The organism is Variovorax sp. Soil_C_19, from assembly GCF_057657255.1.
The window spans coordinates 71,578-89,401 of record NZ_JBDGIV010000011.1 but is presented as its reverse complement, the minus strand read 5'-3'; the positions used below and the strand labels follow the sequence as shown (position 1 = coordinate 89,401).

The following is a 17,824-nucleotide window of genomic DNA, read 5'->3' as shown; positions in this document are numbered from 1 at the left end:
AGCGATCTGCGCCGTCCAGTCATTCAGTAGAAAGAGAATCCCGATGAAAAAACGCGCAGTTGTCACGGGCGTAACCGGCCAGGACGGAGCCTATTTGGCAGAACTATTGTTGTCCAAGGGCTATGTGGTCTACGGCACCTACCGTCGCACGAGTTCCGTCAACTTCTGGCGGCTCGAAGAGCTTGGAGTTCAGGACAATCCGGATCTGCATCTCGTTGAATACGATCTCACGGACCTGGGCAGCTCGATCACGCTGCTAAAAGATGCCAACCCGGATGAGGTCTACAACCTCGCAGCGCAGAGCTTCGTGGGGGTGAGCTTTAACCAACCAGCCGCAACCGCGCATATCACGGGTATCGGCGCACTGCATCTGCTGGAAGCCATTCGCTTGGTCAACCCCAAGATACGCTTCTACCAGGCATCGACTTCCGAAATGTTCGGGAAAGTTCAAGCTATCCCCCAGGTGGAAGAAACGCCTTTCTATCCACGCAGCCCCTACGGCGTTGCCAAGCTGTACGCACACTGGATGACGATCAACTACCGCGAGAGCTACGACATCTTCGGCTGCAGCGGCATTCTGTTCAACCACGAAAGCCCGCTGCGCGGACGAGAGTTCGTGACGCGCAAGATCACCGACAGCGTAGCGAAGATCAAGCTCGGCAAACTCGACGTGCTCGAACTGGGCAACCTCGACGCCAAGCGCGATTGGGGTTTTGCCAAGGAATACGTCGAAGGCATGTGGCGCATGCTGCAGATCGACGAACCCGACACCTACGTGCTCGCCACCAATCGCACCGAGACGGTGCGGGACTTCGTGCAGATGGCGTTCAAGGGCGCAGGTATCACGGTGGAATTCAAGGGTAGCGGGGAAGCCGAGACGGCCGTCGACGTCTCCACGGGCAAGACCGCGATGCGCATCAATCCCAAGTTCTATCGCCCGGCCGAAGTGGAACTGCTGATCGGCAACCCCGCCAAGGCGAAGGCCAAACTCGGATGGGAGCCGGCCACCACGCTCGAGCAACTCTGCCAGATGATGGTCGAGGCCGACATCCGCCGCAACACCCAGGGCTTCTCGTTTTGAGAATCCTGCTGACCGGCGCCCACGGATTCACCGGCCGCCTTTTTGCCGAACGGGCCGTTGCAGCGGGCCACACGATCTGCCCTCTGGAATCCGACCTGACGCAGAGTGACTCCGTGCTTGAGGAAGTGCTGCAGATTGCGCCCGAAGCCGTCGTGCATCTGGCTGCCATCAGCTTCGTCGGGCACGCCAACGATGCCGCCTTCTACGCGGTCAATGTCGTCGGCACCACCAACTTGTTGAATGCGCTGGTGCAGTTGCCGGCACCTCCGACCCGGGTTCTTCTGGCCAGCAGTGCCAACATCTACGGCAACACGGCGCAGTCGCCCATTCGCGAAGAGCAGTTGCCGGCACCGGTGAACCACTATGGCACGAGCAAGCTGGCCATGGAGTGCATGGCGAGGACGTATCGTGATCGCCTGAATCTGGTGATCACGCGCCCCTTCAACTACACCGGCCCGGGACAAGACGACCACTTCCTGATTCCGAAGCTGGCACTGCACTTTGCCGCACGCTCGCCGTCGATCGCCTTGGGCAATCTCGATGTGGAGCGCGAGTTCAACGACGTACAGATGGTCTGCGACGCCTACTTGCTGCTGATCGCTTACGGTGAGCCCGGGGAGGCCTACAACATCTGCTCCGGTCGCCCACATTCTCTGCGGCAGGTGGTCGAGACCCTTGCCCGGATGACTTCGCACAATCCCCGTCTCGAGGTCAATCCAGCGTTCGTCAGAGCCAACGAAGTCCACCGCCTTTGCGGCGACCCTTCCAAATTGCAAGCTTTGCTGGCCCGACACGGGGCTTCGCTGGAAGAGCCGGAACTCGAAGAAACGCTCGCGCGAATGCTTCTGGCGGCAAAGGCCAGCGCGGCAAACGCTGTCGTCAGCTGAAGACTTCGGCCCGCTCGAACCTCGATGCGGCCTGATCCTTGGCCGAGAGTTGCGGGGCGAGGCCGACGTCGGGCCACTCGATTGCCAGGTCCGGATCGTTCCAGACGATCGCACGCTCATGCGCCGGTGCGTAGTAATCCGTGGTCTTGTACAGAAACTCCGCCGTCTCGCTCAGCACCAGGAACCCGTGTGCGAACCCCTCAGGCACCCACAACTGCCTGTGGTTGTCTTCGCTGAGCTCCACACCCACCCACTTGCCGAAGGTCGGCGACGACTTGCGGATGTCCACCGCCACATCGAACACCGCGCCCCGAACCACACGCACCAGCTTTCCCTGCGGCTGCTGGATCTGGTAGTGCAACCCGCGCAGCACCCCCTTGGCCGAGCGCGAATGGTTGTCCTGGACGAACTCGACGTGCCGCCCGACGGCCTCGTCGAACGCCTTGCCGTTGAAGCTCTCGTAGAAGAAGCCGCGCGCATCGCCGAACACCTTCGGCTCGATGACCAGCACCTCCGGAATCGCGGTGGGCGTTGCTTTCACGAGCGCACCTCCTCGGCCAACAGGTGGTTCAGGTATTTGCCGTAGCCATTCTTCTGCAGCGGCGCTGCGAGTCGCGCGAGCTGCTCGCGGTCGATGAACCCGTTGCGCCAGGCGATCTCTTCGGGGCACGCGATCTTCAACCCCTGCCGATGCTCGAGCGTCGCGATGAACTGCCCCGCCTCCAGCAAGCTCTCGTGCGTGCCGGTATCGAGCCAGGCATAGCCGCGCTGCATGATCTGCACGTTGAGCTGGCCAATGTCGAGGTAGGCCTGGTTGACCGCCGTGATCTCCAGCTCGCCGCGCGCGCTCGGCTTCACGGCCTTGGCGATGTCAACCACCTGGTTGTCGTAGAAGTACAGGCCCGTCACGGCGTAGCTGCTCTTGGGCTTGGCCGGCTTCTCTTCGATGCTGCTGGCCTTGCCCTCGGCGTCGAAGGCCACCACGCCGTACCGCTCAGGATCCTGCACGTGGTAGGCGAAGACGGTCGCGCCCTTGTCCTTGGCATCGGCACCGGAGAGCAGATGCGCGAGGTCATGCCCGTAGAAGATGTTGTCGCCCAGCACCAGCGCGCTCGCCTCGTTGGCCACGAACTTCTCGCCGATGATGAACGCCTGCGCCAGACCATCGGGGCTGGGCTGCACCGCGTACTGCAGGTTCAGGCCCCATTGGCTGCCGTCGCCCAGCAACTGCTGGAAACGAGGCGTGTCCTGCGGCGTGCTGATGATGAGGATGTCGCGCATGCCGCCGAGCATCAGCGTGCTCAGCGGGTAGTAGATCATCGGCTTGTCGTACACCGGCAGCAGCTGCTTGCTCATCGCGAGCGTGGCGGGATGCAGGCGGGTGCCGGAGCCGCCGGCCAGGATGATGCCCTTGCGTTTTGTCGTCGTGGTCATTGTTGGGTCTTCTTTCCCTTTTCTTGTGTTCAGAGCGTCTCGCGCAGCATGCGTGCCACGCCGTCCTGCCATGGCGGCAGCCGCAGGCCGAAGGTCGATTGCAGCTTCGTGGTGTCGAGGCGCGAGTTGTGCGGACGCCTGGCGGGCGTGGGGAAGGCGCTCGTGGGCACGGGGTCGACCGCATCGGGCCCCGCCTTCAGCTCGACGCCGGCCGCCTTCGCTTGCTCGATGACGAAACGCGCATAGCCATGCCAGGTGGTGACGCCACCAGCCACCGCGTGATAGAGGCCCGCCTTGGCGGGGTCCTGCAAGGTCGCGCGGATCGCATGCGCGGTCAGGTCGGCCAGCAGCTCCGCGCCGGTCGGCGCGCCGAACTGGTCGTCGATGACGGTCAGCTTGTCGCGCTCCTTGGCCAGGCGCAGCATGGTCTTGGCAAAGTTGCCGCCGCGCGCCGCATACACCCAACTGGTGCGGAAGATCAGGTGCCTCGCGCAGTGTGCGGCCACCAGCTGCTCGCCTTCGAGCTTGGTGCGGCCATACACGCTCAAGGGGCCGGTCGCATCGTCTTCCTTCCAGGGCGTGCTGCCGCTGCCGTCGAAGACGTAGTCGGTCGAGTAATGCACCATCAGCGCCCCAACCTGTTGCGCCGCCTCAGCCACGACGCCCGGCGAGGTGGCGTTGAGCTTGCGCGCGAACTCGGGCTCGCTTTCGGCCTTGTCGACGGCCGTGTGCGCCGCCGCATTCACTATGACATCGGGTCGCACCTTGCGCACCGTCTCGGCGAGTTGCTCGGGCCGGCTGAAGTCGGCGTGAAGCTCGGTGCTGTCGAAGTCGAGCGCGACGAGTTCGCCCAGCGGCGCCAGGCTGCGCTGCAGCTCCCAGCCGACCTGTCCGCCCTTGCCCAGCAACAGCAGCTTCATGCAGCGTCCTTCGTGTCGTACTGCTTCTCGACCCATTCGCGGTAGGCGCCGCTTTGCACGTTGCGCACCCATTCGCCGTTGGCCAGGTACCACTCGACGGTCTTGCGGATGCCGGTGTCGAAGGTCTCGGCCGGCTTCCAGCCGAGCTCGCGCTCGAGCTTGCGCGCGTCGATGGCATAGCGCCGGTCATGGCCGGGACGGTCGGTGACGTAGCTGATCTGCTCCTTGTAGGGCTTGCCGTCCGCGCGCGGGCGCAGTTCGTCGAGCAGCGCACACACCGTGTTGACGATCTCGATGTTGGGCTTCTCGTTCCAGCCGCCTACGTTGTAGGTCTCGCCGAGTCGGCCGGCTTCGAGCACGCGGCGGATGGCGCTGCAGTGGTCTTTCACGTAGAGCCAGTCGCGTACCTGCATGCCGTCGCCATACACCGGCAGCGGCTTGCCGGCGAGTGCATTGACGATCATCAGCGGGATCAGCTTCTCGGGAAAGTGGAACGGCCCGTAGTTGTTCGAGCAGTTGGTGGTGACCACCGGCAGGCCGTAGGTATGGTGCCAGGCGCGCACAAGGTGGTCGCTCGCGGCCTTGCTGGCCGAATACGGGCTGTTGGGCTCGTACTTGTTGTCTTCGGTGAAGGCGGGATCGGTCTTCGAGAGCGAGCCATAGACCTCGTCGGTCGACACGTGCAGGAAGCGGAACGCGGCCTTCTGGTCGGCCGGCAGCGCGTTCCAATGGCCGCGCACCGACTCGAGCAGCCGGAAGGTGCCGAGCACGTTGGTCTGCACGAAGTCCTCGGGGCCGTGGATCGAGCGGTCCACATGCGATTCGGCGGCGAAGTTGACCACCGCGCGGACCTTGTGTTCGGCCAGCAGGCGATCGAGGAGCGCGCTGTCGCCGATGTCGCCCTGCACGAAGATGTGCCGGGCATCGCCCTTGAGGGAGGCGAGCGTCTCGAGGTTGCCCGCGTAGGTCAGCTTGTCGAGGTTGACGACCGGTTCATCGCTCTGCGCGAGCCAGTCGAGTACGAAATTGGCGCCGATGAAGCCGGCGCCGCCGGTTACCAGGATCATGGAGTCCCCTGCTGAAATGGAACGATCGCCACCCGGCGATTGAACAGGCGATTATCCCATCGGGCCAGGGCGATCATGCCGCCCGCATACAATCGCGCCACTGCAGGAGAGCGGACAACATGCGTTGTCCCACCGAAGGCGCAAACTCCCATAAACGCTCAGGTCGGCCGAAGAGGCCTGTACTGCACCAACTGACACGCCGTCTGGAGAGACGTCACCCCGCGTGACGCGCCGAAGGAGCAAACCCGCTGCGGGCGCAGCGGGTGAATCTCTCAGGTACCGAGGACAGGGGGAGCGGCAACTTGGACGGCGATCGTCCGGTTGCTCGCTATGCAAAGCACAGCGACCCCGCCGCCATCCAAGCGCACCTCGAAAGAAGTACCTGAAATGCGCGTGATCGTTCTTGGCGCCGGCCTGCTCGGCGTGACCTCGGCTTATTACCTTCAACAGCTCGGCCACGATGTGACCGTGATCGACCGGCAGGCCACGCCGGCCGCAGAAACCAGCTTCGCCAATGGCGGGCAGATCTCCGTCAGCCATGCCGAACCGTGGGCCAATCCGGGCGCCCCGCTCAAGGTGCTGCAGTGGCTCGGCAAGGAAGACGCACCGCTGCTGTTCCGCGTGCGCGCCGACATGCGCCAGTGGCTCTGGGGCCTGCAGTTCCTGCGCGAATGCACACCGGCGCGCACCCGGCACAACATCGAGCAGATCGTGCGGCTGGGCACCTACAGCCGCGAGGTGCTGCAGCAGCTGCGCCGCGACACCAGTCTGGCGTACGACCAGCGCACGCAAGGCATCCTGCACTTCTACACGACCCAGAAGGAGTTCGATGCCGCCCTCGCGCCGGCCAAGCAGATGCGCGCGCTGGGCTGCGAGCGGCAGGTGATCTCGGCCGACGAGGCCGTGGCCATCGAGCCCGCGCTCGCGCACATCCGGCCGAAGCTGGCCGGCGCCACCTACACCGCGGAAGACGAGTCGGGCGATGCGAACCTCTTTGCGCGCGAACTCGCCAGGCTCGCCGCAGCGGCCGGGGTGAAGTTCCTCATGAGCCACACGGTGACCGCGCTGCGCGAGGCCGGCGGCCGGCTCGACCATGTCGAGGCGACCGACCCCGAAGGCCGCTTCCAGCGCATCGGCGGCGATGCGTTCGTGCTCGCGATGGGCTCGCTGAGCCCGCTCGTCGCGGCACCGCTCGGCATCCGCCTGCCGATCTATCCGGCCAAGGGCTACTCGGTGACGCTGCCGGTCAAGGACGCCTCGAAGGCGCACCAGGTCTCGCTCACCGACGACGAATTCAAGCTCGTGTTCTCGCGCTACACCTCGCCGGGCGCCGAGGGGGGCGACCGCCTGCGCATTGCGGGCACGGCCGAACTCAACGGCTACGACCGCGACCTGAACCGCGTGCGCTGCGAGGCCATCGTGCGGCGCGTCGAAGAACTGTTCCCCGGCGCCGGCGACACCACACAAGCGCAGTTCTGGACCGGCCTGCGCCCCGCGACGCCGAGCAACGTACCGATGATCGGCAAGACGAAGCTGCCGAACCTGTACCTCAACACCGGCCACGGCACGCTGGGCTGGACGCATGCCTGCGGATCGGGCAAATCGATCGCGCGCATCGTGACCGGGCTCGCGCCCGAAGTCGATTTCGCGTTCACGGGAATGCCGCGGCCGGCGCACGGGGTCATGGCGGCGGCCGTGGGCTGAGCCAGGGCCGACCGAACACGGACTTCGGCGTTCAGTCGGCGGCCGCAAACACCGTCAGCACGCCGGTGTACCCATACAGCCGGTGCCGCGCGATCTCGCCGGCCGCGAAGAAACCGACCAGCGGCACGTCGCCGAGCGCATGCCGCACGATCTGCAGCTCGGCGCCGGGTGCGCCGAAATGCGGACCGCCGCGCCCCGAGCAGCTCACGTACACCGCGCCGGCGATGCGGCGTGCCGGATGCGGCGCGGCCTCGGCCTCCCCGGCCGCCACGGCGCGCGCGGTGGCCAGCGTCTGCTCCTCGGGCTCGAGCTCTTCGCGGATCTCGGCGCAGATGCGCATCAGGTCCGCACGCGCGGCCTGCGCGTTGCGGCGGCAGAAGCTCAGCCGCATGCCGGCTTCGGCCACGTCGGCGATCGCCACGCCGCGGCGCGTCGGATCGAGCCCGATGATGTGACGCACCAGCACGTCGGCGCCCAGGTCGCCGGTACGGCGGATGCCGTCGCTGCCCGCATCGGCCAGGCCCACCAGCGTGTTGCGCACCGCGTCGATGGCCTCCTGCGGCCGTTCGAGCGACACCTGCAGCTCCGCCAGCAGCACGTCGAGCGCCGGCTCGCCGTCGAGTTTGAGCAGCAGGTTGCCGTCGGCCTCGGTGATCACGCGCTCGCGCCCGGCCCCCGCGCGCAGCGGCTGGCAGCCCTGCGTGACGCGCGACACCAGCCGCACGCCCTCGCCGAACACCACGCCCGACATCCCGCCCGAGAACACGCCGCCCGCGGCGCCATGGCCGCGGATGTTGCCGTTGCCGCCGACCGCGAACTGCAGCGCGCCGGCCCGGCCCGACGACAGCCCGCCGAACAGGTAGCCGGTGTCGGTGCGGCCCGCCATTTCACCGATCAGTTCGGGCAAGTCGGGTGTCGCGGGGTCTGCATGCACGAGCGCGGTATGGGCCTCGAAACCGCTCATTTCCGAGCTGCCGAGCGGCGCGACGCCCGAGAACACGCGGTACTGGTCGCTCGGCAGCGCGCACAGCATGAGGCTCAGGCCGGGCTCGTCGAAGTACTCGGCGTTGTTGGCCGCCACGCCGACGCCGACCGTGCCCGACCAGTCGGTCACTTCGGGCAGCTCGGCACTCAGGTGATCGAGGATCTCCTGCGCGTCCGAGGCGTAGTGATCGGTGATGTAGAGCAGGCCGAGCGTCGGCGACGGGGCGTATTCGGGCAGCGCCATCTGCGCGCGCAGCTGCGCCAGCACGAGGCCGGCGGCCATGCGCCATTGCGGATGGGTGGCGTGGCCGGAAGGAAACAGTTTCATGGTGCGTGCCTTCCGTTCTTTTTCTCGAAGGAGAGCATGTAAGAGATCAACGCCCGCCGGTGGTTCGCTTGCGCGTGGCGGTGGGCGTCTTTTTGGGTGGGGTTTTCTTCGCAGCGGCCGTCCTGGCGGCGGGTTTCTGCGTTGTTGCGGACGGGCTGCCGCGCATGGCCTTGCCGACCGCATCGGCCATCGGTTGCGCCATGGCGGGCACCTTGAGCTGGGCCGCGTCCTGCAGCGCCGAGTTCGCGATCTGCTGGAACTGCTCGGTCAGCGAGCCCCACCACTGCATCGGATCGACCACGCCGGGCGCCGGCGCTTCATCGGCCCCCGCCGCAGGCTCTGCCGCTACCGACCGGGGCACGGCGGCAGCGGGTTCCGCGGCCGCCTGTTTCGAGAAGGCGCTCGCGATGTCCTCCATGCGCACGTTCATGCCGCGCAGAGTCGAGAGCGTCATCTTCTGCACCTCCAGCGCCTGGACCGTGGCCTTCAGCGCATGGCCGTTCTGCTCGAGCCAGTACTGCACCGTCTTGAGTTCCTGGATGCGCTTGTCGAGTTCTTCCACGCTCAGCGTGGGCGCCACCCAGCTCGCCAGGCTCGGCAGCCCGGGGGCGGCCGCCGGGTTTGCGCCGCCCCCGGCGAGGTTCTTCAGAAAGTCGAACCCGGGGACGAACTGGCTGAAATCGAAGGGCTGGCTGGCGTTGCTCATGAGGCGGTCTCCGAAGGGGTTGTCCTGTGGTGCCAGCTTACTCCAACGCACGGCCTTTTCGCCCGCGCGGACAAGCGTTGCGCACGGGTCAAAGCTCCGCGCGCACCTTGCTGAACACCTTCCAGAAGGCCGCATCCTGCGAGGTCGCGAAATTGATGCGCATCAGCGTGCTCGGGGGACGCCGCGCATGGAACAGCGAACCCGGCGCCAGCAGGTAGCCTTGGTCGAGCATGCGCTGCGTGAGCGCGTCGGTGTCGACGCCCGTGTCGACCCAGCCGAACAGCCCCGCGGGCTCCGACGCGAAGCGGCAGCCGTGCGCCATCGCAAGCTTCACCGCGCGCCCGCGTGCCCCGTCGAGACGGATGCGCACACGCTCCGAATGCCGACGCAGCTGGCCCTGGTCGATGCACCACGACAAGGCCCGCTCGAACAGCGTGGGCGTGGTCAGCGTGGCCAGCAGCTTGGTCTCGAGCAGCCGATCCTTCAGCTCGGCCGAGGCCGCGAGATAGCCGATGCGCCAGTTGGGCGCGAGGATCTTCGCGAAGCCGCTGACGTAGATGGTGCGCTGCAACCCGTCTAGCGCGCAGAGCCGCGTCGCATGCTCGGGCGCGAGGTGGCTGTAGGTGTCGTCCTCGACGATGTGGAAGTCGTGCTCGTTGGCGAGCTTCAGAATCCGGTGCGCGCTGCCCGGCGTGAGGCTGTAGCCGGTCGGGTTGTGCAGCACGCTCACGCTCACGAAGAGCTTGGGGCTGTGCAGCGCGCAGTACTGGGCCATCACCTCGAGGTCGGGCCCGTCGGCGCGGCGCGGCACCGGAAGAATGCGCATGCCCATCGCCTCGAGCCGCGCAAACTCGAGCGCCCATCCGGGCTCCTCGACCATCACCGGATCGCCCGCGCGCAGCAGAGTGCGGCTCACGATGTCGAGCGCATGCGTGGCGCCCACCGTCGTCACGATCTGGTCGGGCGCCGCGGGCACGTTGATGCCGACGAGCCGGTTCGACAGGCTGCGTCGCAGCGCGGCATCGCCCGACGGTTCGCCGTATTGCAGCGAGAGTTCCTGCAGCGCCGCGGTGTTGGTCATGCGGCGCACTGCCGTCGGCATGAAGGTCGAGGCCATCCAGTCGGGCGGAAACACGCCCATGCCGGGCTGCGGCTTGTCGCTCGGCCGGTGGAACATGCTGCGGATCAGCGAGCTCGCGTCGGCCGGCACGCGCGATCCCATCATCTGCATGACCCTCGGCGCCACGCTGGCCGAGCGGGCGTCCTGGGCGGGCCCCGCATCGCGCACATAGAAGCCGCGCTGGCGGCGCGCCTCGATCAGCCCCTGCGCCAGCAGCTGGTCGTAGGCGGCGACCACGGTGTAGGGGCTCACGCCCTGCTGGCGCGCGCATTCGCGCACCGAAGGCAGGCGCGCACCGGGCGGCAGCAGCCGTGTGCGGATGCGCTCCGCCAGCCGGTCGGCCAATTGCCCTGTCAGCGACTGGGTGGGGGTTCGTGTCAACATCTGCGCGGCGCCTGTGTCGATGGGAAGACCAATACAGTGTCAGCGCATGTGTGCATAACTGTATTGGAACTGTAATGGTCCCAAAGTTTAGAGTGTAAGAAATGAACTGGCAAGAATTCACCGCATTGCTGGTGCTGGCCACCGCGATGAGTTTTTCGCCGGGGCCCAACACCACGCTCTCCACCGCGCTCGCAGCCAACGGCGGCCTGCCGCGCGCCATGCGCTTCGTGATCGCGGTGCCGGTCGGCTGGACGCTGCTGCTGGTGCTGTCGGCAGCCGGCATCGGCGCGCTGGTGGTCGCGGTGCCGTCACTGCGGCTCGCCATCAAGGCGCTCGGCATCGGCTACCTGCTGTGGCTCGCCTACAAGCTCAGCGGCAGCGCCACCCTCGGCAAGGCCGACGGCCAGAGCCTGTCGATCGGCTTCGGCCAGGGCGTGATGCTGCAGTTCGTCAACATCAAGGCCTGGCTGCTCGCGCTCACGCTCGTGGCCGGCTGGATCGCGGGCCAGCCCGATCCGCTCGGCCGCTTCGCGATCGTGGCGCCAGTGATGGTGGTCTACGCCTTCGCCAGCAACTTCGTCTATGCGCTCGCCGGTGCGCTGCTGCGCGGCTGGCTTGCCAAGGGCCGGCGCCTGCTGTGGTTCAACCGCGCGATGGCGCTGGTGCTGGTGCTCACCGCCGGGTGGATGCTCGGCGTATGAAGCGGCCCGCCATCAAGGACGAGACGCTCGGCATGTGGCTCGGCGTGATCGGCGTGGCGCTGTTCGCGGTCACGCTGCCGATGACGCGGCTTGCCACCGGCACGCAGGAGGCGCCCCAGCTGTCGCCCTGGTTCGTCACGCTCGGGCGGGCCGCGCTCGCGGGCCTGCTCTCGACGGTGTTCCTGCTTGCCACGCGCTCGCCGCGGCCGGCGCCGCACCAGTGGAAGCCGCTCGGCATGGCCGTGCTCGGCAACGTGATCGGCTATCCGCTGCTGCTGGGCTATGCGCTGCGCGTGGTCACGGCCAGCCACGCGGCGGTGGTCACGGCGCTGCTGCCGCTCGTGACCGCGGCCGTCGCGGCCTGGGTGCTGCACCAGCGCGCACGGCTGGGCTTCTGGCTCTGCGCCATCGCTGGCAGCGTCCTGGTGGTGCTGTTCTCGCTGCTGCGTGCAGCCCAGCAGGGCCACGGCTTCGGCTTCGAATGGGCCGACCTGCTGCTGGTGGGCGCCGTCATCGCGGCATCGGTCGGCTACATCTACGGCGCCCAGGTGACGCCCTCGCTCGGCGCCGAGCGCGTGATCTGCTGGGTCTGCGTGATGGCACTGCCGGTCACGCTGCCGGCCACGCTGGTGCTGTGGCCGCAGACCCCGATCGCCGCGTCGTCCTGGGCCGGCTTCGTCTACGTCGGCGTGTTCTCGATGTGGATCGGCTTCTTCGCGTGGTACCGCGGGCTCGCGCTCGGCGGCGCGCTGCGCGTGAGCCAGACCCAGCTGCTGCAGCCCTTCCTCTCGATCCTCGCGGCCATCCCGCTCTTGGGCGAACCGCTCGACGTGGTCACCCTCGGCTTCGCCGCCGCCGTGGTCTGCACCGTCGTGCTCGGCAAGCGGCTGTCGCAGCCGCAGCCCGCCATCGCCAGCCCGGCGCGCACCGCCACACCCTGAATCCGCACCGCATACCCTCTGCCTGAAAGAAGAACCCCATGGACTGGAAACTCGCCGCCCGCGCCGCCAAGATGAACCCCTCGGTGCTGCGTGAAATCCTCAAGGTCACCGAGCGCCCCGGCATCATCAGCCTGGCCGGCGGCCTGCCTTCGCCCAAGACCTTCCCGATCCAGGCCTTTGCCGATGCCTGCGCCGAGGTGCTGCACAACGACGGCCAGGCGGCGCTGCAATATGCCGCGAGCGAAGGCTATGCGCCGCTGCGCCAGGCGGTGGCCGACATGCTGCCGTGGAACGTCGATCCCGCGCAGGTGCTCATCACCACCGGTTCGCAGCAGGGCCTCGACCTGGTGGCCAAGGCGCTCATCGACCCGGGCAGCCGCGTGCTGGTGGAAACGCCCACCTACCTCGGTGCGCTGCAGGCCTTCGGCCCGATGGAGCCGACGCCGGTGAGCGTGGCGAGCGACGACGACGGCGTAGTGGTCGACGACCTGATCGCCAAAGCGCGCCCGGGTGCCGACGATGCGGCGCGCTTCGTCTACCTGCTGCCCAACTTCCAGAACCCGACGGGTCGCACCATGACCGAGGCGCGGCGTGCGGCCGTGTCGGCCGCGGCTGCCGCGGCGGGCTTGCCGATCGTCGAAGACAACCCTTATGGCGAACTCTGGTTCGACGAGGCGCCGCCGCTGCCGCTGACCGCGCGCAATCCCGAAGGCTGCATCTACCTCGGCTCGTTCTCGAAGGTGCTCGCGCCCGGGCTGCGGCTCGGCTTTTTGGTGGCACCGAAGGCCATCTACCCGAAGCTGCTGCAGGCCAAGCAGGCGGTCGACCTGCACACGCCGATCTTCACGCAGCGCATGGTCTGCGAAGTGATGAAGGATGGTTTTCTCGATCGCCACGTGCCGACCATCCGCGCGCTCTACAAGCGCCAGCGCGATGCGATGCTGGCCGCGCTCACGCGCGAGATGGCGGGGTTGGATGTGAAGTTCAACGCCCCGCTGGGCGGCATGTTCCTCTGGGCCCGCATGCCCGAGGGCATCGACACCGTGGCGCTCCTGCCCAAGGCGGTGGAGCGCAACGTGGCCTTCGTGCCGGGCGCGCCGTTCTATGCGGGCCAGGGCGATCCGCGCACGCTGCGGCTGTCGTTCGTGACCGCGAGCGTCGAGGAGATCGACACCGCGATCGCCGCGCTCGCTGCCGTGCTGCGCGAAGAACTCGCCGCGCTCGGCACCCAACGCACGCTGGCGCCCGAACCGGTCTGAGAGCCATGCACATCGCCATCCTGACCTTCGACGGCTTCAACGAACTCGACTCGCTGATCGCGCTTGGCGTGCTCAACCGCGTGAAGCGCCCGGGCTGGCGTGTGACGCTGGCCTCCCCCTCGGCCACGGTCACCTCGATGAACGGCGTGACGCTGCACGCGACCTCGACACTCGAGGCCGCCTGCGAGGCCGAGGCGGTGCTCGTGGGCAGCGGCATCCGCACGCGCGAAATCGCCGCCGATCCCGCCATCATGGGCGTGCTGCGCCGGCTCGACACCACGCGGCAGCTGATCGGCGCGCAGTGCTCCGGCACGCTGCTGCTCGCCAAGCTGGGGCTGCTGGGCACGGTGCCTGCCTGCACCGACCTCACGACCAAGCCGTGGGTGCAGGAAGCTGGCGTCGAGGTGCTCAACCAGCCTTTCTTTGCGAGCGGCAACGTGGCAACCGCGGGCGGATGCCTGTCGGCGCCCTACCTCGCGGCCTGGCTCATCGCGCGCAGCGAAGGCGTCGAGGCGGCAAGAAGCGCGTTGCACTATGTCGCGCCGGTGGGCGAGAAGGACGACTACGTGGCGCAGGCCATGCGCAACATCGCGCCGTACCTGCCGCAGGCTGCGACAACCGCAGCCGCAGCGGCCTGAGAGACGCATTGCTGCAGGTCACGCCATGATCAGCCTCGCCACGCTCGCGCTCTTCCTCCTGGCCGTGCTCGCGCTGTTCCTGTCGCCCGGGCCGAACATGGCCTTCGTGCTCTCGCACGCCGTGGCGCACGGGCCGCGCGGCGGATTTGCGGCGGCGCTCGGCATTTCGTCGGCCGACCTGGTGCACACGCTCTTTGCCGCCACCGGCGTCACCGCGCTGGTGGCGGCATGGCCGCCTTCGTTCGACCTGCTGCGCTATGCGGGTGTGCTGTACCTGTTGTGGCTGGCGCTGCAGTCGCTGCGCAGCAGCAGCAACAACGACCGCGGATTGCCCGCCGGCACGCGCGTGCGGACCTCCGCCTTCGCACGCATCGTGCGCATGGCCTTTTTCAACAACCTGGTCAATCCGAAGGCGCTGCTGTTCTTCATGGTGTTCCTGCCGCAGTTCGTCGACCCGGCGCGCGGCAGCGTGTCCTTGCAACTGGTGCAGCTCGGCGTCATGCTCTCGGCTGCCGCGCTCGCATTCAACACGCTGCTCGGCGCATGCAGCGGGCAGGTTGGCCGATGGCTGCAGCGCCGTCCGGGGGCTGAAAAATTCCAGCGCGTCCTGCTTGCGCTCGTGATGGTCGGCCTGGCCATTCGCCTGCTGCTGCTCGAGCGTCCTTCCATGCCCTCCTCCCTGTCCGCCACACCTGTCCAAGGAAGCTGAACACCATGCTCAATATCTGGGGCCGCATCAGTTCGATCAACGTGCGCAAAGTCGTCTGGTGCGCACAGGAGCTCGGGCTCGACTTCCAGCGCACCGAGGCCGGTGGCCTGTCCGGCGTGGTGCAGACGCCCGAATACCTCGCGATCAATCCCAATGCCACGGTGCCCACCATCGACGACGGCGAGGGCGCGGAGCGCGTGACGCTCTGGGAATCGAACGTCATCGTGCGCTATCTCTGCGCCAAGCACTCGCACGGCACGCTCTACCCCAGCGAACTGCCGGCGCGCTTCGACGCCGAACGCTGGATGGACTGGCAGCAGACCATGCTCAACCGCGCGAGCCGCGATGCCTTCGTGCAATGGGTGCGTACGCCGCCGGCAGAGCGCGACCCGGCGCTGATCGCGGCCTCGGTGTACGCGAGCGAGGCGCTGTTCGCGCGGCTCGACGCGCACCTGGCGCGCCAGCCCTACATGACGGGCGAGCGCTTCACCATGGCCGACATCCCGATCGGCTGCGAGGCCCACCGCTGGTTCGGCCTGCCGCCGCTCGACTACCAGCGGCCGGCCTGGCCGAACCTCGAACGCTGGTACGGCGAATTGCTCTCCCGGCCAGGCGCGCGCGGCGTGCTCGACCTGGGCCTCGAATGACATGCCCCCTTCGGATCCGACGATGAAATCCCGCCCCTTCAAGCAAGTCGACGTCTTCACGGCAAAGCCCTTGCGCGGCAACCCCCTTGCGGTGGTGCTCGACGGCAGCGGCCTGGACGACGCCGCGATGCAGCGCTTCGCGCAGTGGACGAACCTGTCCGAAACCACCTTCCTGCTGCCGCCCACCGAGCCCACGGCCGACTACCGCGTGCGCATCTTCACGCCCGGCGGCGAGCTGCCGTTCGCGGGCCATCCCACCATCGGCAGTTGCCACGCCTGGCTGCAGGCCGGTGGCAAGCCGCGCGCGGCGGGGCGCATCGTGCAGCAATGCGCGGTGGGCCTGGTGCCGCTGCGCCACGAGGGCGAGCGCCTGGCCTTCGCGGCGCCGCCGCTTGCGCGCAGCGCGCCGAGCCCGAGCCTTCTGGCCAAGGTGGCGGGGGCGCTCGGCCTGAAGGCACAGCAGATCGTGGCGGCCCAGGTGCTCGACAACGGGCCGGTCTGGTTCGGCCTGCTGCTCAACGACGCCGACACCGTGCTCGGCCTCGCGCCCGACCACCGCCTGCTCAAGGAGCTGGGCGTGAAGGTCGGCGTGGCGGGCGTGCCTGCCGGGCAAGAGGAGGCCATGCTGATCGGCCGCTCCAACCGCGAGGCACGTGCCTTCGGCGGCCGGCGCGATGCGGGGCAACCGGCGCGGGCCGATGCGGACGACGGCGCGAAGATCGATCTCGAGGTGCGCGCCTTCGCCGCGCCCCTCGGCGTGGAAGAAGACCCGGTGACCGGCAGCCTCAACGCGGGCCTGGCCGAATGGCTGATCGCCGACGGCCTCATGCCCGCGCGCTACCTCGCCGCGCAGGGGCAGTGCCTGGGCCGTGCGGGCCGGGTGCACATCGAGCGCGACGCCGACGGCACGGTGTGGGTCGGCGGCGACGCCGTGACCTGCATCGACGGGCAGGTCACGCTCTAGGCGCTATCTCCATCATGCAAGCCCGCCTCGACCATCTCGTGATCGCCGCCGCCTCGCTGGCCGAGGGCGTGGCCTGGTGCGAAGCGACGCTCGGCGTCACGCCCGGGCCGGGCGGTTCGCACCCGCTCATGGGCACGCACAACCGGCTGCTGAACATCGCGAGCGACGCTTTCCCGCGGGCCTACCTCGAGATCATCGCCATCGAGCCCGACAAGAAGCCCTCGCGGCGCGGCACGCGGCGCTGGTTCGACCTCGACGATCCGGTGCTGCAGGCCGCGCTGGTGCAGCACGGGCCGCGGCTCGTGCACTTCGTCGCGAGCGTGCCCGACGCACGCCTCGCCTTGCAGGCGCTGGCCCACAACGAGCGCCTGCCGATCGATCGCGGCCCGCTGCTCGCGGCCTCGCGCGACACGCCCGCTGGGCGGCTCGAATGGCAGATCACCGTGCGCGACGACGGCCAGCGGCTCTTCTATGGCGCGCTGCCCACGCTGATCGAGTGGGGGTCGGTTCACCCCACCGACGCGATGCCCGCTTCAGGCCTGGCGATGCGCTCGCTCGCGGCCACGCATCCGCGCGCGGCCGATCTTGCCGCGGCGCTCGCGGCCATCGGCATGCAAGGGTTCGCCGTGCAGCCCGGCGCGCCCGACCTGGTGGCCGTGCTCGACACCCCGCGTGGCGCAGTCACGCTTCGATCGGAAGGAACCTGAGATGCTGACCCTGACCGAAATCGCCTGGTTCGCGCTGGCCTCGACGGTGCTGGCGCTCACGCCCGGGCCGAACATGATCTATTGCGTGTCGCGCACGCTGGTGCAGGGCCGCCGTGCGGGGCTGATCTCGCTCGGCGGCGTGCTGCTGGCGTTCCTCGCGCACCTGTTCGCGGCCGCGCTCGGCCTCACCGCGCTGCTGCTCGCCGTGCCGCTCGCGTTCGACGCGATCCGGCTCGCGGGCGCGGCCTACCTGCTGTGGCTCGCGTGGCAGGCCGTCCGGCCCGGCGGCCATGCGCCTTTCGCGGCGCGCGCGCTGCCGGCCGATTCGCCGGGCAAGCTGTTCCGCATGGGTTTTCTCACCAACCTGCTGAACCCGAAGGTGGCGATGTTCTACCTCTCGTTCTTTCCGCAGTTCCTCCATCCCGAGCGCGGCTCGGTGCTGCTGCAGAGCCTGCAGCTCGGCGCGGCGCAAATCGCGAGCAGCGCGGCGGTCAACACGCTCATGATCCTCGGCGCCGCGGGCATCACGGCCGTGCTGTCGCAAAGCGCGGGCTGGCTGCGAGCGCAGCGCTACATCATGGGCAGCGTGCTGGCGGCCATGGCCGTGCGCGTGGCGCTGACCGAACGCAAGTAGCCGAAAAGA

At 68.0% G+C, this 17,824-nt stretch carries 19 protein-coding genes and 2 riboswitches; of the genes, 12 read left to right on the top strand and 7 right to left on the bottom strand.

Annotated elements, in window-relative coordinates:
• Window positions 1-43 precede the first annotated feature (43 nt).
• Window positions 44-1,081: a GDP-mannose 4,6-dehydratase gene (gene gmd, locus AC3A6R_RS19925; protein WP_487865349.1), complete on the top strand. Its 1,038-nt coding sequence runs from the start codon at window positions 44-46 to the stop codon at window positions 1,079-1,081.
• Window positions 1,078-1,968 (top strand): GDP-mannose 4,6-dehydratase, encoded by an 891-nt coding sequence (locus AC3A6R_RS19920; RefSeq protein WP_487865348.1) that lies wholly within the window; start codon window positions 1,078-1,080, stop codon window positions 1,966-1,968. Before gmd ends, AC3A6R_RS19920 begins: the two co-directional genes overlap by 4 nt.
• Here AC3A6R_RS19920 and rfbC read toward each other — a convergent pair.
• From rfbC to rfbB, 4 genes are read right to left on the bottom strand one after another with little or no spacing between them, the layout of a single operon-like run.
• On the bottom strand, window positions 1,961-2,509 hold the full coding sequence (gene rfbC / locus AC3A6R_RS19915; protein WP_487861821.1) for a dTDP-4-dehydrorhamnose 3,5-epimerase: 549 nt from the start codon (window positions 2,507-2,509) through the stop codon (window positions 1,961-1,963). The genes AC3A6R_RS19920 and rfbC overlap by 8 nt on opposite strands.
• Window positions 2,506-3,402, bottom strand: coding sequence for a glucose-1-phosphate thymidylyltransferase RfbA (gene rfbA, locus AC3A6R_RS19910; RefSeq protein ID WP_487861822.1), 897 nt, complete (start codon window positions 3,400-3,402; stop codon window positions 2,506-2,508). The genes rfbC and rfbA overlap by 4 nt, the downstream gene beginning before the upstream one ends.
• 29 nt (window positions 3,403-3,431) lie before the next feature.
• Window positions 3,432-4,322: a dTDP-4-dehydrorhamnose reductase gene (gene rfbD, locus AC3A6R_RS19905; protein WP_487865347.1), complete on the bottom strand. Its 891-nt coding sequence runs from the start codon at window positions 4,320-4,322 to the stop codon at window positions 3,432-3,434.
• Entirely contained in the window at window positions 4,319-5,389 is a 1,071-nt protein-coding gene (gene rfbB / locus AC3A6R_RS19900) for a dTDP-glucose 4,6-dehydratase (protein WP_487865346.1), read from the bottom strand. The genes rfbD and rfbB overlap by 4 nt, the downstream gene beginning before the upstream one ends.
• 93 nt (window positions 5,390-5,482) lie before the next feature.
• Window positions 5,483-5,579, top strand: a riboswitch (glycine riboswitch).
• Window positions 5,580-5,582: 3 nt separating this feature from the next.
• A riboswitch (glycine riboswitch) is annotated at window positions 5,583-5,688 on the top strand.
• 88 nt (window positions 5,689-5,776) lie between these two features.
• Here rfbB and AC3A6R_RS19895 point away from each other — a divergent pair.
• Window positions 5,777-7,093: a D-amino acid dehydrogenase gene (locus AC3A6R_RS19895; RefSeq protein WP_487865345.1), complete on the top strand. Its 1,317-nt coding sequence runs from the start codon at window positions 5,777-5,779 to the stop codon at window positions 7,091-7,093.
• Window positions 7,094-7,124: 31 nt separating this feature from the next.
• On the opposite strand, the gene AC3A6R_RS19890 is transcribed toward AC3A6R_RS19895, so the two are convergent.
• The 3 genes from AC3A6R_RS19890 to AC3A6R_RS19880 all read right to left on the bottom strand — a co-directional run bounded on the left by AC3A6R_RS19890 (window position 7,125) and on the right by AC3A6R_RS19880 (window position 10,615).
• Entirely contained in the window at window positions 7,125-8,405 is a 1,281-nt protein-coding gene (locus tag AC3A6R_RS19890; protein WP_487865344.1) for an FIST signal transduction protein, read from the bottom strand.
• A gap of 46 nt (window positions 8,406-8,451) precedes the next feature.
• A complete protein-coding gene (locus AC3A6R_RS19885) occupies window positions 8,452-9,111 on the bottom strand; it encodes a PhaM family polyhydroxyalkanoate granule multifunctional regulatory protein (protein ID WP_487865343.1) in 660 nt (219 codons plus the stop codon).
• Window positions 9,112-9,199: 88 nt separating this feature from the next.
• Window positions 9,200-10,615, bottom strand: a complete 1,416-nt coding sequence (locus AC3A6R_RS19880) for an aminotransferase-like domain-containing protein (protein WP_487865342.1) — start codon at window positions 10,613-10,615, stop codon at window positions 9,200-9,202.
• Window positions 10,616-10,716: 101 nt separating this feature from the next.
• On the opposite strand from AC3A6R_RS19880, the gene AC3A6R_RS19875 reads away from it, so the two are divergent.
• The 9 genes from AC3A6R_RS19875 to AC3A6R_RS19835 are packed head-to-tail and all read left to right on the top strand — an operon-like array spanning window position 10,717 to window position 17,815.
• Complete coding sequence (locus AC3A6R_RS19875; protein ID WP_487865341.1) at window positions 10,717-11,316, top strand: LysE family translocator; 600 nt, start codon at window positions 10,717-10,719, stop codon at window positions 11,314-11,316.
• Entirely contained in the window at window positions 11,313-12,257 is a 945-nt protein-coding gene (locus AC3A6R_RS19870) for a DMT family transporter (RefSeq protein WP_487865340.1), read from the top strand. Before AC3A6R_RS19875 ends, AC3A6R_RS19870 begins: the two co-directional genes overlap by 4 nt.
• A gap of 38 nt (window positions 12,258-12,295) precedes the next feature.
• Window positions 12,296-13,516, top strand: a complete 1,221-nt coding sequence (locus AC3A6R_RS19865) for an aminotransferase-like domain-containing protein (RefSeq protein ID WP_487865339.1) — start codon at window positions 12,296-12,298, stop codon at window positions 13,514-13,516.
• Window positions 13,517-13,521: 5 nt separating this feature from the next.
• Window positions 13,522-14,154: a DJ-1/PfpI family protein gene (locus AC3A6R_RS19860; protein ID WP_487865338.1), complete on the top strand. Its 633-nt coding sequence runs from the start codon at window positions 13,522-13,524 to the stop codon at window positions 14,152-14,154.
• A gap of 25 nt (window positions 14,155-14,179) precedes the next feature.
• Complete coding sequence (locus AC3A6R_RS19855; protein ID WP_487865337.1) at window positions 14,180-14,863, top strand: LysE family translocator; 684 nt, start codon at window positions 14,180-14,182, stop codon at window positions 14,861-14,863.
• A gap of 5 nt (window positions 14,864-14,868) precedes the next feature.
• Complete coding sequence (locus AC3A6R_RS19850) at window positions 14,869-15,510, top strand: glutathione S-transferase family protein (RefSeq protein WP_487865336.1); 642 nt, start codon at window positions 14,869-14,871, stop codon at window positions 15,508-15,510.
• A 22-nt stretch (window positions 15,511-15,532) separates the two neighbouring features.
• A complete protein-coding gene (locus tag AC3A6R_RS19845; protein ID WP_487861835.1) occupies window positions 15,533-16,474 on the top strand; it encodes a PhzF family phenazine biosynthesis protein in 942 nt (313 codons plus the stop codon).
• Window positions 16,475-16,488: 14 nt separating this feature from the next.
• Entirely contained in the window at window positions 16,489-17,181 is a 693-nt protein-coding gene (locus AC3A6R_RS19840) for a VOC family protein (RefSeq protein WP_487865335.1), read from the top strand.
• Between the two features lies 1 nt (window position 17,182).
• Window positions 17,183-17,815, top strand: coding sequence for a LysE family translocator (locus tag AC3A6R_RS19835; RefSeq protein ID WP_487865334.1), 633 nt, complete (start codon window positions 17,183-17,185; stop codon window positions 17,813-17,815).
• The last annotated feature ends 9 nt before the right edge of the window (window positions 17,816-17,824 follow it).